This window comes from Brucella sp. LJL56 (assembly GCF_054871705.1).
In genome coordinates this window covers 161,763-176,387 of sequence record NZ_JBTXLQ010000001.1, presented here as the reverse complement: position 1 = coordinate 176,387, position 14,625 = coordinate 161,763, and the positions used below count along the sequence as shown (strand labels likewise).

Below are 14,625 nucleotides of genomic sequence, written 5' to 3'. Positions count from 1 at the left end.
GGCACCAACAAAACTAGCGCAATTCGCGCCGTATGGCCTGCGTCATCAAGGCGGCTTCATGGAACCCCGACAGGATCAGTTTCAGTTTTCCTGGATAGTGGCAGGAATCTCCAATCGCGTAGACCTTCGGACTTGAAGTTCTGAAGGTCTCTGGATTCACGGTCAGCATATTCCCCGTCTTCAGCAATGAAAGCTCGATCAGCGGGTCGGGACGAATAACCTGCCCGTCCACGGCAAATGCACCGAGACCTGACGCAATCACAGCCACGCCTGCTTTGAAGCTACTACCACCACGCGTAAGAACAACGACCCCGTCGCCATCGACAGAGATGCCATCCACCACCTGATTGAAATGAAAAACCGGATTATATGGCTCGATCTGTTTGAGAAGCCGTTCAATCAGCTCCTCACCCATAATTTCAGAGAAACCGGGTACATCATAAATAGGCTTGTCGGCATAGAGCGCCGTACATTGACCACCCGGTCGATCACGGGCGTCTATGAGATGGCATTTGAAACCAAACAGTCCAAGCTGAAACACGCAAAAAAGTGCGACAGGCCCGCAACCGACTATGACAATATCATTCTGCGGTTCGGCGCCCATCGCACTACCATTTCTTCAAGGGATTAGTTCTGGCGTTCAGGCACCTGCACGACGAGACCATCAATATCGTCGGATACCCGGATTTGACATGAAAGGCGCGAGGTAGGGCGAACCTCATAAGCGAAGTCCAGCATGTCTTCTTCCATAGCGTCGGGGCTGCCAACAGTGTCGATCCAGTCCTCATCAACATAAACATGACAGGTTGCGCAGGCGCAGGCACCGCCACATTCCGCATCGATACCGGGAATGCCGTTGCGAATGGCAGCTTCCATCACGCTGGATCCGTTGTCGGCTTCAACTTCGGTCCGGGTCGCACCGTCGGATGATACGAATACAATCTTCGTCATTTTCATTCCTTGAAACACGCAAATTTCGCGCGATCTCTATCTTCAGCGTCTGTCGCCGCCTCGGCAGAAAAACGCAAATAAACTCGAAATGGCAGATACGGCGTTATGTAAATAGTTTCAACCATGACCGCATCCATGCCTGCAACTGCGCCAATATGCCGTGCATCTTTCGATGTGTTTCCATACCTGACAAACCTGACAGTTGTCCCGATAAACGGAAAACTCGTCCTTGCCGTTAGCGGAAAGTGCATCATATGATGTGAATTGGGAGAGAGCGAAGAACAATGAATAGAATTCTGCGTTGGCGATATTGCAATCACAAGGTGACAAAATTGCCAACAAACACGCATTGAGAGCTTTTTTGTTAATTAACTCGCAAAGCTTTTTCGAGCGTGAGAAACAGCCATAATCGATTTCCACAACTTGCTGGTAAATGCGGAAAGCCCGGAAATGTCGAATTTTTATGAATTGAGCTAATTTCCGTTAACCTTGTATTTAAAGTTTTAGGTATCGGCGAAAGACGCCTATTTCCTTAACAGGCGCGAGCCGATACGATGCAAAGTGGCGGAAAAAGTTTTGTAACGGCCTTTTTATGGTCCGGCCGTCGCAGTAATGAGTACGAGGTAGGCGAACAATGGCTTCCAAATCCAAGGCACAGAAGCTCGACCTTGAGGTTGAAAAGGCACTGGAACAGGCGCTCGATATCGATTTCGGCGACGATCTTGATATCGACATGGACTTGAGTGCGTTCGATGAAGGCTTCTCCGTCGATGATCTGGAAGAGCAGATTTCGCGCGCCGCAGAAGAACTGGTTGCCGAACAGAAGACCAAGTCGGTCGAAACGCCTGCTGTTTCCCCTGTGGAAACTGCTGCGAAAGTGGCTACCATCACCACCGCCTCAGTGATCGCTACGCCTGCTGCGCCACCGGTCCCTCCAGTCGTCAAAGCTGCCGAGCCAGTTTCGCAAACTACTGCCAGCGTTCAGCACAAGCCCGCCAACACCTCGAAAGCTGCGATGCCAGCGCCTGAGCCTGTCAGCAAGCCTGTTTCCGCTGCACCTGTTACGACCGGCGCCAGCGCTGTATCGTCTACCTTCACGCCGGCAAACGACGATTCCCGCAGCGAGAAAGCGATTATTGCAGCGCCACGCCGGGTGACAGAAAACTCGTCAAAACTTTTCTGGACAACAACCGCAATCAGCGTGCTTTGGGCCGCTGGCGGTGTTGCGCTGAGCAAAGCCATCAATCCCGATGTCTTCTCAAGCCTGCAGGCCACCAAAGATTTCTTCACTTCGCCCGCCGGTCTTGGCGTTGTTGCGGGTGTAGCATTGCCGGTCGCCATGTTCTGGGGCTTCGCACAGCTCGTAAAGCGAGCGCAGGAAATGCATACGGCAGCACGCAGCATGTCGGAAGCTGCCATGCGACTGCTCCAACCGGAAGCCGTGTCTGGTGATCGCGTTTCGACACTCGGGCAAGCCGTGCGTCGCGAAGTCGCCGCCATGAACGAAGGTATCGAACGTACGTTGGCACGAGCTGTCGAGCTCGAAACGCTCGTTCAGTCGGAAGTCAATCAGCTTGAACGTGCCTATAGCGACAATGAAGTTCGTATCCGTTCGCTCGTTAGTGATCTGGGCAACGAACGCGAAGCCGTTGTCAGCCACGCGGAGCGCGTACGTTCCTCTATCTCCGGTGCACACGAACAGCTTAAGGAAGAGCTGTCGAGCGCTTCCAACATCATCCGCGACAATGTTCTTTCCGCTTCGCAGCAGTTGAGCACCCTGCTCGGCGAATCCGGCGAACGTCTTATCGGAAGTATCAATGAAAGCGGCGGCGCCATTGCCGAGGCCATTGAAACTCGCACGGGTGACATCGGTTCGCGCATCACTACATCCGGCGAAGCTTTCGCAAACCTGCTCGACACACGGATCGCAACGCTCGATGAACAGTCGCGCACTGTATCCGACCGTCTAACCGAGGCCCTGGACGAACGCACGACCGGTATTGCCAATCTGCTTGGTGGTGCGACGCAGTCCATGGTCAGCGAATTTGACACTCGCCTTGCCAATCTGGAAACCACCCTTTCTGATCGTGGCCGTTCGCTTCTGTCCGAATTTGAAGCCCGCGCACATGCTCTCGACAGCAGCACCGAAAAGCTCAATGCGGCGCTGGAAACTCGTTCACGCCAGATCAACGAAAATCTCATCGCCCGTACTCGTGAAATCGCAGAGACCTTCTCCAGCGGTCGCACGTCTCTCAGCACGATGATCGACGAAACCAAGACCAAGATCGGCGAAGACCTCACTTCGATTGGTGAAAGCGTCGGCAGTATTCTTGGCGAAAAGGCCGATGCCTTCGCTGGTAAGCTTGCCGAAAGCCGTGATATTCTCGCAGCATCTCTGGAAGGCGAAACCGAGCGTGTTTCCTCTGTCATTCGTGGTCATGCCGATACGCTTGCTGCACGCACAAGCGACATCGAAAATGTCGTTAATGTCAGTGCATCTGCGCTCAACTCCGTTGCCGATAATCATAAGGCAATTCTGGAAGAGCGGACCAATGCGCTGCGTCAGACGATGGAAAGTCATTCCGCGCTACTCGATGCAAGTTTTGCGGACCACGCCCATTCGTTGGAAGAGCGCTCCACCGCACTTCACGGTATCATTGCCGGTAATCAGGCCATGCTTGCACAACTGATGGATGAGCGAGCGGCCGCAATGCGCGATAATTTTAACGAGAATCGTGAAGTTCTCGCTCGCACCTTTGATGAACGCGTGAATGCACTTCAAGCACTTATCGTCGATAATCAGGACACACTCGCACGTATTCTCGACGAACGCGCAAGCAGCATGAATCAATCCATTGGTGCTGGTCGTGATGCATTTGTTGCCGCCTTAGGTGAGCATGTTCGTCAGGTCGAAGAGCGCACAAATGGCCTTCATACCATCCTGAACGATCACAACAGCGCCCTTTCCGGCATCCTGGACGGTCACGAACGCACAATTGAAAACCGTGCAGTTGAAATTCGTTCGACATTGGGTGAAAGCACAGCATCACTGAGCCAAACGCTGCAGGATCACAGTGACATTCTGGAACAGCGCACAACCAACCTGCATAACGCAATTGCAGACAGCAGCTCGACCATCAGCCGCGCATTCGAAGGCCAGACCGGCATTATTGAAGAACGCACGCAAACGATGGAAAAGGCGCTTACCATCGGCGTCGACAATGTCCGCCGTGCACTCGAGCAGAGCGCTGGCATTGTTGCAGGCACGCTGCGCGAGAAGATCAGCGAAGCCGCCAGCACGCTTTCGGCTGAAGCAGCCAAGGCTGGCGAAGCTCTGGACGGTTTCGGCGAAGAATTCAGCGCCCGTCTGATCGGCAATCTGTCCGGTACGGAAGCACGCCTCGGCGACCGCGCCGATGTGATTGCCAGCCGTCTTGGCGAGATCGAAAGCCGCCTCACCGGCGAACTTGGCTCAATTGAAGCCCGCATCGCCAATACGGCGAGCAGAACGAGCGAAACGCTTGCTGGTCACAGCGAAGCCTTTGCTGCGAGTGTTGCCGACAATCTGGCTGGAACGGAAACACGCCTCAACGAACGCGCCAGCGCGATCGCAAGCGGCCTTGAAGCAATCGAGAACCGCCTCACTGGTGAACTCAGCACGATTGAAGCCCGGATCGCAGATACGGCTTCCAAGACAAGCGAAACGCTTGCCGGTCACAGCGAATCCTTCTCGGCCAGCGTGGCCGACAATCTCGCCGGTACCGAGGCGCGCCTCGCAGAACGTGCAGATGCCATTGCAACCCGTCTGGGTGACATCGGCTCGCGTATCACGATGGAACTCGGTTCCGTCGAGGCGCGTATCGCACAGGTCACTGACACAACTGCAGTTACGCTTGAAGAACGTACTCGCGAACTCAATGCCGTCCTCGCCGCCCGTTCGCAGGAAATCACCAAAATCCTCAACGATACGGCTGAACCGCTCGTACAACGGCTTGCTGATAGTGGTCGTGGACTGGCTCAGCAGCTTGAAGAAGCAACTCACGCCGCAACCGACCGGCTTCGTTCGGAAAATGCCGCTCTCGTCAATGCACTTGCGAGCCGCACGGCGGAAACGATTGCAGCCGTCCAGCAGGCCAAGACGGGTCTGTCCGACAATGTCAGCGAACTGATCGACCGCCTTGCTACATCGAACGGCGAACTGGGCAAGCTGATCGATTCCGCAACGCGCAATCTCACCGATATCGACGGTCGCCTTGTCGACACGACGTCGAGCTTCGTTGAGAACACCAACCGCGCAGCGCAGATGTTCCAGGCTTCCACCGGCCTTATCGACGGCAATATCGGTACGCTGCGCGCCATCTCCGACAGCACATTGTCGCAGATTGCAGACATCGCCGATCGCTTCGAAGAACATGGAAAGGTTCTCTCTTCAGCTTCCGACATGATCAGTACGGCCCAGAATGGCCTTGTCAGCACGCTTGAAGATCGTCACCAGGCACTCGACAAACTGGCGTCCGGTTTGGTCGAGAAGTCCGAAGGCGTGGAAAAGCTGATGCAGTCCTTCGAAGAGCTGGTGACCTCCGCGTTCCAACGCGCAGAAGGCCAAACCCGCTCGTCGGCCGAGAAGATGCGCGAAAGCGTTTCGGAGATTGTTGAACAGGCCGCGCAGAAGTTCTCCGCTGCCACCGACGATATCCGTCGTACCGCGAACGAAATCCGCACCGAGCTCAACACGACCCGTGGTGAGCTGAAGCGCGGTGTTCTCGACATGCCTGCCGAGGCCAAGGAAACGACGACCGCGATGCGCAAGGCCGTGAGCGAGCAAATCAACGCGCTCAAGGAACTGGCCGAAATCGTCAACAAGTCCGGCCGTCTGGTAGATGTCGGCGAAAGCCGTGCAGATCGCCCGACTTCACGTCCGACACCGGCAGCCCCTCGTCCAGCGCCGGTTCAGGCACCGGCAGCACAGACAGATGTTGCAATCCGCCAGCGCGCTTATGATGCGCCGACGGCTCAACCAGCACCAACAACTGCACCAGCAGAAAAGCCGCGTGGATGGGTGTCTGATCTCCTTGCCCGCGCCTCCCGTGAGGAAGATGAAGCCGTACAGCCGAAGGCACAGCCGACCGCGACGCCTCGTTCGCCAAGCCACGTCGTTGAATCGCTGAACTCGCTTTCGGTGGACATTGCACGCGCTATCGACCACGAAGCCTCAGTGGAACTGTGGGACCGTTACCGCCGCGGCGAACGGAACGTTTTTACCCGCCGTCTCTATACGCTGAAGGGGCAGCAAACCTTTGACGACATCAAGCGCAAGTATCAGACGGATGGTGAATTCCGCCGCGCTGTTGATCGCTACATGGACGATTTCCAGCGCCTGCTCGAAGACGTAGCCCGCAACGACCGTGACAACATGGTAACGCGGACCTACCTCACATCAGACACCGGCAAGGTCTACACCATGCTTGCTCATGCAAGCGGTCGTCTCCGCTAAAAGCTGAACTCAAAGGAAACGCGGCCTTCGGGCCGCGTTTTTGTTTGTCCAACCGGGATAGATCGCGGCTGTTTTCGTTAGGGCAACATTTCGATCTGATTGAATCAAATAGGCGCTCGAAATAAAAAAGGTCGGCGAATATCACCGACCTTTTTACCATTCCGGTTTGCCTCGGCTTAAAGCGCCGTCACCGTCCAGCTTACGATTTCGCTGGCAGTCCGTTCAAAAGCCGCGTTGAGCGCCTTCACATAGGCGGCGTTTGTTGTGCCACTCACCGGGATGGCTGTACGGAATACGCGGGTCGCACGAACCTCGCCGCTTTTGTCGTTCATCAGCCGGACGGCCAGTTCGACCACAGCGAGCTTTGGCGAGGCATAAGCCTGAATGCCGAACATCCGGACGTCGGTCAGGATCTGATAGTTGATCGCCAGCCCATCTCCCGGACGGCCAATCCCGCCAAACACGCCTGTATTTTCATAAGCCTGCACCAGCCGCGACTGCACGATATTCGTCAGTCGGTCACCCCATTGAGCGCCTTTGAGATATTCGATGGAGCCAGGCGCGGAACTAACAACGATGTTCTCGCTGTCGAGTGCCTTGAGTGCCGTTGGTGTTGGAACCAGCAACTGTGTGTTCTTGCGGCTTGGCGAAGTCACACCGGGTTGTGGTGCCGACAGATTGAACGTGTCCAGCGGCGTTGTGGTGCCACACCCTGCCAGAAGTGCTGCGAGCAGGATCGAAATGGAACCTTTATGACGGAATATGCGTCGTGATTTCATGTCACTGGAGCCGGCTTTGGAAATCAATGACGCTTCCTCCCATCATATTGAGGCACACTACCCGGCCCGCCGAAGATAAGGCGCTGGGGATTACGCTCAAGTTCGGTAACAGCTTGTTCTATGCGCTGTATGGCGCGGCGGCTATCAAGAACCACGCCCTGCACTTCACGCAGGCCCTGGCCTGAAAAACGTTCGAGATTATTGGCAATCGGCCCCAGCCGCTTGTCAAGATTGTCAGACGTCTGACGGATGGATTCCAGTGTTGCCGTTGCTTGTGCAACAACACCATCCTTGTCGTCACTCGACAAGAGCTTGTCAGTTTTCGCCAGAATGGTGTCAACGCGCACAGAAGCCGCATTCAAACGAGCCATCATGTCCTTGGCATCCGTGACGATCTGGTTGATGTTTCCGGTGTTCTCGCCCAGTTCCTGTATAATGTTGGCGTTCTTTGCCAGAGCATCCGTGAAAGTCTTCGTATTGTTGATCGTATCCGTAAGCGGCCCACGGGCGTCCTTCACGAAACCTTCCAACTGCCCGAGTACCGAATTCGCCCGCGCAGCAATATCCTGCGCAGTGGCGAGAAGATTGTTAACAGCGGACGGATCGGCATCGATACGCGCAACCGTGTCTTCCTTCGCAGCCTCGGTCAAAAGATTGGGCTCGTCGAGACGGCCGCCTTTCAGTTCTATATAGGCCTGCCCCGTCAAACCCTGAAAACCAAGAGTTGCCGCAGTTGAACGGGTAATTGGCGTCGCCGCATTCACACGTGTCTGGACAATAACCATCTCGGGATTGGTTTCATCGAGGTGCAAGCGGCGTACGTCACCGACCTTGATGCCGTTGAACAGAACCTGGCTACCGACTGTCAGCCCGGTCACGGAACCGGGAATACGAACGTCGAGAGGTATGGAATCTCGTGCCTCGCCGAAACGGGCGATCCAGTACACGAACCCGAAAGCCATAAGGCTTACGATTAGCGTAAAGACGCCTACGAGTACGTAATTGGCTTTAGTTTCCATATTTTATCCAGTCTGCAAGCGGCTGCCAGGCCGCCGTCTCGTTGGCGCCGAGGGATCAATCTGGCGCGCGCGCTTGCCCCGAAAATAGGATTTAACCCACGGATCGTCTACCGTCAGCATGTCTTCAATGGTGCCACTAACGAGCACCTTCTTGTTTCCAAGAACAGCTATCCGGTCACAAATTGCAAAAAGGCTATCGAGATCATGCGTGACCATGTAGACGGTCAAGCCCATGGTATCCCGCAGATTGGCGATCAAATCGTCGAACTCTGCCGCACCAATGGGATCAAGACCCGATGTCGGTTCGTCGAGAAAGAGAATGTCAGGGTCCAACGCCAGCGCACGCGCAAGCGCGGCACGTTTGATCATACCGCCGGAGAGTTCGGACGGGAATTTTTCAGCCGTATCAGGCTTCAATCCGACAAGATCGATTTTCAGTCGCGCCAGCTCATCCATCAATTTCGGCGAAAGGTCGAGATATTCGCGCATCGGAACCTGAATATTCTCAAGCACGTTCAATGCCGAAAACAGCGCGCCATGCTGGAACAGAACCCCCATACGCATATCGATGGACATTTTTTCCAGTTCATTAAGCTGATCAATGTTGCGACCGAGAATCTCAATCCCACCCGACTGCTTTTTGTTGAGTCCGAGGATGGTCCGCATCAGCACGGATTTTCCTGAACCCGACGGGCCGATGAAACCGAGCACTTCACCGGGGTAAATATCGAGCGACAGCTTGTCGAGCACCGTCTGGCGCCCGAACGAAACCGTTACGTCGCGCACCGAGATCATCGGTACGGCCGTTTGGCGATTGTCTTCGTCCTGCGGTTGCGACCGGTGGTCGATGCCGTTCTCCATAACCATTCTTTAACCGAGCTTGGCTTCGGACTGAACCGCTGAACACGTTTCCGGGGTCAATTTTCTGTGCAACTGTGTCTCAAAGAACCCATTAAAAACAAAGAACATAAGTAGTTTCTAAAAATTAATAGCCGCATAGAACATCGCGAACATACCATCCACGACAATAACGACAAAAATAGCCTTCACAACTGAAGCCGTAACACGACGGCCCAGTGATTCTGCGCTTCCGCCGACCTTCATGCCTTCTACTGATGCGAGAACTCCGATGATCATGGCCATGAACGGAGCCTTAATGAGCCCAGCGAAATAAGTATTCAACGCGACCGCATCATGCAAACGACTGATAAAGGCTTCTGGTGAAATATTGGAATAGAACCAGGCGACGCCACCCGCCCCGACCAGCGCGGCGAGATCTGCAATGATCGTGAGCAATGGCAAGACTATAACAAGCGCGACGAGCCGGGGAAAGACGAGAACTCCAACCGGATTGAGGCCTATAACCGTCAAGGCGTCAGTCTCTTCACGCATTTTCATGGAGCCGATTTCAGCCGTAATCGCGCTACCTGAACGGCCCGCAATCATAATGGCTGTCAGAAGCACTCCGAGTTCGCGCAAAACCAAGATGCCAACCAGATCGACAACGAAGATTTCCGCTCCAAAATAGCGCAACTGAAATGCGCCCTGTTGGGCAATGATAGCGCCGACGATCGTCGACATCAGAATAATGATGGGAATTGCACCAACGCCCATACGATCCATCTGTGTGACAATAGCCGCAAATGGGATACCACTGCCGCGCCCATATTTCAGTTGGGCTCCACGGATGGTCGCGCCAAGGATATGCATCGCCATTTTGAAGTCGTTACCCATCGAGATAACGCCGCCGCCAAGAGCAGCAAGAAAAGCGATAAGGAAAAACGGTTTCTTCTGATGCGGTACGTCAAGCGCGCGCTCGACGGCGCCCCCAACCTCTTCCATCAGAGGGAGCCAGGATTGGCGAACGCCTTGCAATTGCGCGTCGGCATTTCCCGCCACCAACCTCTGCCGCATCCGTTCAATCAACCAGGCACCCGCAGTATCAAGACCTGATATCCCGGAAACATCGATTATCGTTGCCTTGTGTTCGTCCGCTTTCTCAAGGCTGCGCATCTTGTCATCGACGAGATTGACACTCTGCGACACCCAGCGGCCGCTTAACCGGATATGGCGCGCACCGTCTTCCTCCGCCAGATCAATCTTTGGCACAGGGTTATCGGTAACTCTTGCTTTGTCGGCGGTGTCGGTCAACATGGCCTACCTCATATACGAGTCGTTGAACGACCGAAATACTGCGTCCCAGAGGCTATCTCTATGCACAATACCTTGAATATCATCGTAGAACGCTATCCCATCGCCGGAAAATTCACAATCTCCAGAGGCTCCAAGACGGAAGCGGCTGTGGTTGTGTGTGTGATCGGCAACGGTTCCCATCAGGGACGTGGAGAATGCGTTCCCTATGCGCGCTATGGGGAAAGCATCGAAAGCGTGAGCGCCCAGATCAAGGCCGCTTGCTCTGCCATCGAACATGGTGCCACGCGACAAGATATTCAGGCATTGATGCCCGCGGGTGCGGCCCGGAATGCAGTCGATTGTGCGTTGTGGGATCTGGATGCCAAACAGTCCGGTAAAAGTGTTGCCGACATGCTCGGCACACCGACCCGCCCCCTGGAAACCGCTATTACCGTTTCGCTCGGCACACCTTTCGAAATGGCGGAATCGGCAGCAAAGGTCGCCCACTATCCCCTCATCAAGGTCAAGATGGGCGGCGAAAACGATATCGAAAGAATTCACGCTGTCACAAGAGCGGCGCCGAACAGCCGAATTATCATCGACGCAAATGAAGGGTGGACAGCAAACAATATTGTCGAAAACATGCGTGCAGCAGCCAATGCAGGCGTCGTTCTTATTGAACAACCCTTGCCCGCAGATAGCGATCAGCTTCTTGGCGAAATTGAACGACCTGTTATTATCTGTGCCGACGAGAGCGTTCATACATCAATCGGTCTGGAAGAACTGGCCAAACGCTACGACGCAGTCAACATTAAGCTCGATAAGGCAGGTGGACTAACCGAAGGTCTGGTCATGCGGGACAAAGCAATCGACCTCGGCCTTCAGGTCATGGTCGGCTGTATGGTCGGTACATCGCTCGGCATGGCGCCTGCTGTTCTGCTTGCCCAGAAAGCCAATGTAGTCGACCTCGACGGCCCGCTGCTCCTCGCCCATGATCGCGATCCTGGATTGCGCTACGAAGGCGCTCTGGTTTATCCGCCAGAAGCGATTGTCTGGGGCTGACGCGCGCATTGATAGCTCTCGTTTGCGGTTCCGTAGATCGGAGCGAGAGCCTCCTCGAAAATGTTCGCGCAGACATCCCAGGTGAATTGTCTGAGCACTTGCGCGGGTTCAAACGGTTCCATTTCCAGTGCTGCCAGACATGCCTCCCCTAGATCTTCCGAAAGAACACCCGCACCGGTTGCTCCAACGACATCCCGTGACCCCGGCACCGGATAGGCGGCGACCGGCAGTCCGGAGGCAATCGCTTCGAGCAAAACGAGACCGAACGTGTCTGTTCGACTCGGAAAGACAAACACATCTGCTGCTGCGTAAGTTTTTGCCAATGCTTCACCTTCACGCTTCCCAACGAACACCGTTCCCGGAAACCGCGTTCGCAGATCATTGAGCGAAGGACCATCTCCAACGATCAGCTTCGTGCCGGGAAGATCAAGTTCCAGAAATGCTGGCAGGTTTTTTTCCGTGGCGACACGCCCCACACAAATGAATACTGGTCGTGCCAGGTCCTCAATCACTTCCGGACGAGGATAAAAAAGTGTGCGATCCACGCCCCGCGTCCAGAGATCGAGCCGGGTAAAACCACGGACTTTGAGATCATCCAGAATGGATTGGGTCGGCACCAGTGTGTGCTCAGCCGCATTGTGGAAACGCCGCAGGAATGCATAGGTCCAGCGTGGCGGAATAGGAAATCGTTCTTGCAGATACTCTGGAAACCGCGTGTGAAAGCTTGTAGTGAAGGACCATCTCATTTTCAGGCAAGCGCGCCGCGCCATGAACCCAAGCGGCCCTTCAGTTGCAATATGCACATAATCCGGCCGCATTGCCGTTAGGCGCCGTTTAAGCGCGCCTGGCGTCGTCAAGGCGAGCCGGATTTCCGGATATGTCGGACAGGGTACAGATCGATAGTCGAGCGGCGATACGATCTTGACCTCGTACCCGCGTTCAATCATCAGATCAGAGCATTTGGTCAGCGTGCGTACGACACCGTTGACTTGCGGATGCCAGGCGTCGGTTACGATGACAATTTTCTTCATCAGCGGAAGGTCGCCAGTTCGCGAACTGGTCGAGGCAGCTTAATCACCCTGCCCTCCTCGTGCTCTTCGCTATCGGTGTTGATGTTCCCTGTCGTTGAGCGGCGATCACGGCGTTCTGTCCATTCGATAAGCTCCATCCGGCCATCAAAATGTTCAATCACGGCTGTGCAGCTTTCCACCCAGTCGCCGGTATTGATGTACTCGACGCCATTCATGCTCTCGATCGTGGCATGATGGATATGACCGCAGATCACACCGTCAACTCCGATACGCTGCGCTTCTTCGGAAACCACATTCTCGAACTGACCAATAAAATTGACCGCCTTCTTGACCCGGAATTTCGCCCAGGCTGAAAATGACCAGTAGCGCAGACCGAAAAGGGCGCGAACACGGCTCATAACCGTATTTATCCAGATAGCCGTATCGTACGCCCAATCGCCCAGATAAGCGATGAAGCGGGCATTGCGCACGACTACATCGAACTGATCGCCGTGAATAACGAGAAACTTGCGACCGTCCGCAGCCTCATGAATCGCACGATTCATCACTTCGATGCCGCCGAAATGCGTCCCTTGGAAATTCCGCAGGAACTCGTCGTGGTTACCGGCGATGTAGATGATGTTGGCACCCTTACGGCTCTTGCGAAGCAGCTTCTGGACCACATCATTATGTTCCTGAGGCCAATGCCAATTGCGTCGTAGACGCCAGCCGTCAACAATATCCCCCACCAGATAGATCGTCTCGGCTTCATGATAACGGAGAAAATCCAGAAGCAGCTCGGCCTGTGCGGCCTTGGACCCGAGATGCACATCCGAAATGAAAAGGGTTCGGAGTTTTCTGGACTGCGGAGCGTCGGTGCTCATTTGGTTGTCCCCTTCAATGGCAACCTGATCTGAGCGCAGAAAACCCGATTCATGTCACAGAGATATGACGGTTCGCTTTAAGGCGCGGAAAGCGGTGTCCGCGCCTCTATTGACCTCCACTTTGCGCGACGAGCTCCGCTTTTGGGCCAACATAGCGTGATTGCGGACGAATAAGCTTGTTCGTCGCCATCTGTTCGCGACAGTGCGCCACCCAGCCCATGGTTCTTCCCATAGCGAAAACACTGGTGAACGCTTCGCGGGGAAAACCTAATTGTTCAAGCAACAGTGCGGTATAGAATTCAACATTGGTTTCGAGAGAACGATCGGGCTTGTGACGTTTGAGAACCGCGATGGCAGCCTTTTCCACCGCTTCTGCCAACTCAACCCGGTGTTCTCCTCGTTCATGTCCAAGGGTTTCGATGCGCCTCAAAGCACCTTTCAAAGCATCGGCGCGTGGGTCACGTACGCGGTAGACCCGGTGACCGAACCCCATCAGCCTTTCTCCATTGGCAACGGCTGATTCAAGCCACCGTTCGGCGTTAGCTGGTCTGCCAATAGCATCCAGCATATCGAGCACCGGTCCAGGGGCACCACCATGCAAAGGTCCTTTTAACGCACTGATCGCGGCAAGCATAGAAGAGGTCAATCCGGCCTGTGTCGATGCCACGACGCGCGCAGCGAAGGTCGAAGCGTTCAATCCGTGGTCGGAAACCGTCATGAGATAAGTGTTTAGCCCTGCAACTTCCGCTTCATCAGGCATTCCCGCATTCATCATGCGAAGAATGTCCGCGCTATGAGGCAGCGTCGGGTCAGGGTGAACGGGAGGACGTCCCTTATTCGCGCGTAAAATGGCTGTCGTGAAGACCGCCGGCGCTGCCATCAAATGCAAGGCCGCGGCCAGATCGTTTTCATCAGGAATGCGGGCCATCAACGCACGAAGTGCTTCTATAGGCGGCAGCTCCATCAATGTGTCATCAAGCGCCTCCGTATGAGGGAATACCTGTACGCGTGCTTCACCAAGCGCCTTCTGAAGTTCTGCACCTCTCGGCAAATCCTTAAAAAACCCGTCCCATAAAAGCTCAATCCCGTCTTCAACGCTGCTTTGCGGAACCAGATCGTCCAGCGACCGACCGCGTATGACCAGTCTGCCCGCAAGACCATCGACGTCAGACAACACGGTTTCGGCAGCAATCACATCTTCAAGTCCGCTATTCATGACAATTCTCCTTGTTTGCCTAACGACATTGAATTCAAGTATAGTTGACGTCAATCTTGATGAAATCGATCAATGTA

General features: G+C 54.7%; 11 protein-coding genes. 2 read left to right on the top strand and 9 right to left on the bottom strand.

Going from position 1 to position 14,625, the window contains the following annotated elements:
* Nucleotides 1-13 precede the first annotated feature (13 nt).
* Both ACYSN1_RS00880 and ACYSN1_RS00875 read right to left on the bottom strand, forming a co-directional pair.
* Nucleotides 14-604, bottom strand: coding sequence for an NAD(P)/FAD-dependent oxidoreductase (locus ACYSN1_RS00880; protein ID WP_461724022.1), 591 nt, complete (start codon nt 602-604; stop codon nt 14-16).
* A 23-nt stretch (nt 605-627) separates the two neighbouring features.
* Complete coding sequence (locus ACYSN1_RS00875; protein ID WP_461724021.1) at nt 628-951, bottom strand: 2Fe-2S iron-sulfur cluster-binding protein; 324 nt, start codon at nt 949-951, stop codon at nt 628-630.
* Between the two features lie 634 nt (nt 952-1,585).
* On the opposite strand from ACYSN1_RS00875, the gene ACYSN1_RS00870 reads away from it, so the two are divergent.
* Entirely contained in the window at nt 1,586-6,445 is a 4,860-nt protein-coding gene (locus tag ACYSN1_RS00870; RefSeq protein ID WP_461724020.1) for an apolipoprotein A-IV repeat region-like domain-containing protein, read from the top strand.
* Between the two features lie 176 nt (nt 6,446-6,621).
* Here ACYSN1_RS00870 and ACYSN1_RS00865 read toward each other — a convergent pair whose 3' ends face one another.
* The 4 genes from ACYSN1_RS00865 to ACYSN1_RS00850 all read right to left on the bottom strand — a co-directional run bounded on the left by ACYSN1_RS00865 (nt 6,622) and on the right by ACYSN1_RS00850 (nt 10,397).
* Nucleotides 6,622-7,224 carry an ABC-type transport auxiliary lipoprotein family protein gene (locus tag ACYSN1_RS00865; protein WP_461725238.1) on the bottom strand — a complete coding sequence of 201 codons (603 nt, stop codon included), beginning with the start codon at nt 7,222-7,224 and terminating at the stop codon, nt 6,622-6,624.
* Nucleotides 7,225-7,247: 23 nt separating this feature from the next.
* Nucleotides 7,248-8,243, bottom strand: coding sequence for an MlaD family protein (locus tag ACYSN1_RS00860; protein ID WP_461724019.1), 996 nt, complete (start codon nt 8,241-8,243; stop codon nt 7,248-7,250).
* A gap of 3 nt (nt 8,244-8,246) precedes the next feature.
* On the bottom strand, nt 8,247-9,110 hold the full coding sequence (locus ACYSN1_RS00855) for an ABC transporter ATP-binding protein (protein ID WP_461724018.1): 864 nt from the start codon (nt 9,108-9,110) through the stop codon (nt 8,247-8,249).
* A 111-nt stretch (nt 9,111-9,221) separates the two neighbouring features.
* Nucleotides 9,222-10,397 (bottom strand): MlaE family ABC transporter permease, encoded by a 1,176-nt coding sequence (locus ACYSN1_RS00850; protein ID WP_461724017.1) that lies wholly within the window; start codon nt 10,395-10,397, stop codon nt 9,222-9,224.
* A 60-nt stretch (nt 10,398-10,457) separates the two neighbouring features.
* On the opposite strand from ACYSN1_RS00850, the gene dgcA reads away from it, so the two are divergent.
* Nucleotides 10,458-11,438: an N-acetyl-D-Glu racemase DgcA gene (gene dgcA / locus ACYSN1_RS00845; protein WP_461724016.1), complete on the top strand. Its 981-nt coding sequence runs from the start codon at nt 10,458-10,460 to the stop codon at nt 11,436-11,438.
* Here the strand turns inward: dgcA and ACYSN1_RS00840 are convergent.
* The 3 genes from ACYSN1_RS00840 to ACYSN1_RS00830 all read right to left on the bottom strand — a co-directional run bounded on the left by ACYSN1_RS00840 (nt 11,408) and on the right by ACYSN1_RS00830 (nt 14,548).
* Nucleotides 11,408-12,469, bottom strand: a complete 1,062-nt coding sequence (locus ACYSN1_RS00840) for a glycosyltransferase family 4 protein (protein ID WP_461724015.1) — start codon at nt 12,467-12,469, stop codon at nt 11,408-11,410. The genes dgcA and ACYSN1_RS00840 overlap by 31 nt on opposite strands.
* The gene (locus ACYSN1_RS00835; protein ID WP_461724014.1) at nt 12,469-13,332 is read right to left on the bottom strand and encodes a UDP-2,3-diacylglucosamine diphosphatase; all 864 of its coding nucleotides are present in this window, start codon (nt 13,330-13,332) and stop codon (nt 12,469-12,471) included. The genes ACYSN1_RS00840 and ACYSN1_RS00835 overlap by 1 nt, the downstream gene beginning before the upstream one ends.
* A gap of 106 nt (nt 13,333-13,438) precedes the next feature.
* Complete coding sequence (locus tag ACYSN1_RS00830; RefSeq protein ID WP_461724013.1) at nt 13,439-14,548, bottom strand: citrate synthase/methylcitrate synthase; 1,110 nt, start codon at nt 14,546-14,548, stop codon at nt 13,439-13,441.
* Nucleotides 14,549-14,625: the final 77 nt, after the last annotated feature.

Bases quoted from the DNA above. Each gene is read 5' to 3' on its own strand.
- ACYSN1_RS00880 (WP_461724022.1), bottom strand. From the start codon at position 604: ATGGGCGCCGAACCGCAGAATGATATTGTCATAGTCGGTTGCGGGCCT.
- ACYSN1_RS00875 (WP_461724021.1), bottom strand. From the start codon at position 951: ATGACGAAGATTGTATTCGTATCATCCGACGGTGCGACCCGGACCGAA.
- ACYSN1_RS00870 (WP_461724020.1), top strand. From the start codon at position 1,586: ATGGCTTCCAAATCCAAGGCACAGAAGCTCGACCTTGAGGTTGAAAAG.
- ACYSN1_RS00865 (WP_461725238.1), bottom strand. From the start codon at position 7,224: ATGAAATCACGACGCATATTCCGTCATAAAGGTTCCATTTCGATCCTG.
- ACYSN1_RS00860 (WP_461724019.1), bottom strand. From the start codon at position 8,243: ATGGAAACTAAAGCCAATTACGTACTCGTAGGCGTCTTTACGCTAATC.
- ACYSN1_RS00855 (WP_461724018.1), bottom strand. From the start codon at position 9,110: ATGGTTATGGAGAACGGCATCGACCACCGGTCGCAACCGCAGGACGAA.
- ACYSN1_RS00850 (WP_461724017.1), bottom strand. From the start codon at position 10,397: ATGTTGACCGACACCGCCGACAAAGCAAGAGTTACCGATAACCCTGTG.
- dgcA (WP_461724016.1), top strand. From the start codon at position 10,458: ATGCACAATACCTTGAATATCATCGTAGAACGCTATCCCATCGCCGGA.
- ACYSN1_RS00840 (WP_461724015.1), bottom strand. From the start codon at position 12,469: ATGAAGAAAATTGTCATCGTAACCGACGCCTGGCATCCGCAAGTCAAC.
- ACYSN1_RS00835 (WP_461724014.1), bottom strand. From the start codon at position 13,332: ATGAGCACCGACGCTCCGCAGTCCAGAAAACTCCGAACCCTTTTCATT.
- ACYSN1_RS00830 (WP_461724013.1), bottom strand. From the start codon at position 14,548: ATGAATAGCGGACTTGAAGATGTGATTGCTGCCGAAACCGTGTTGTCT.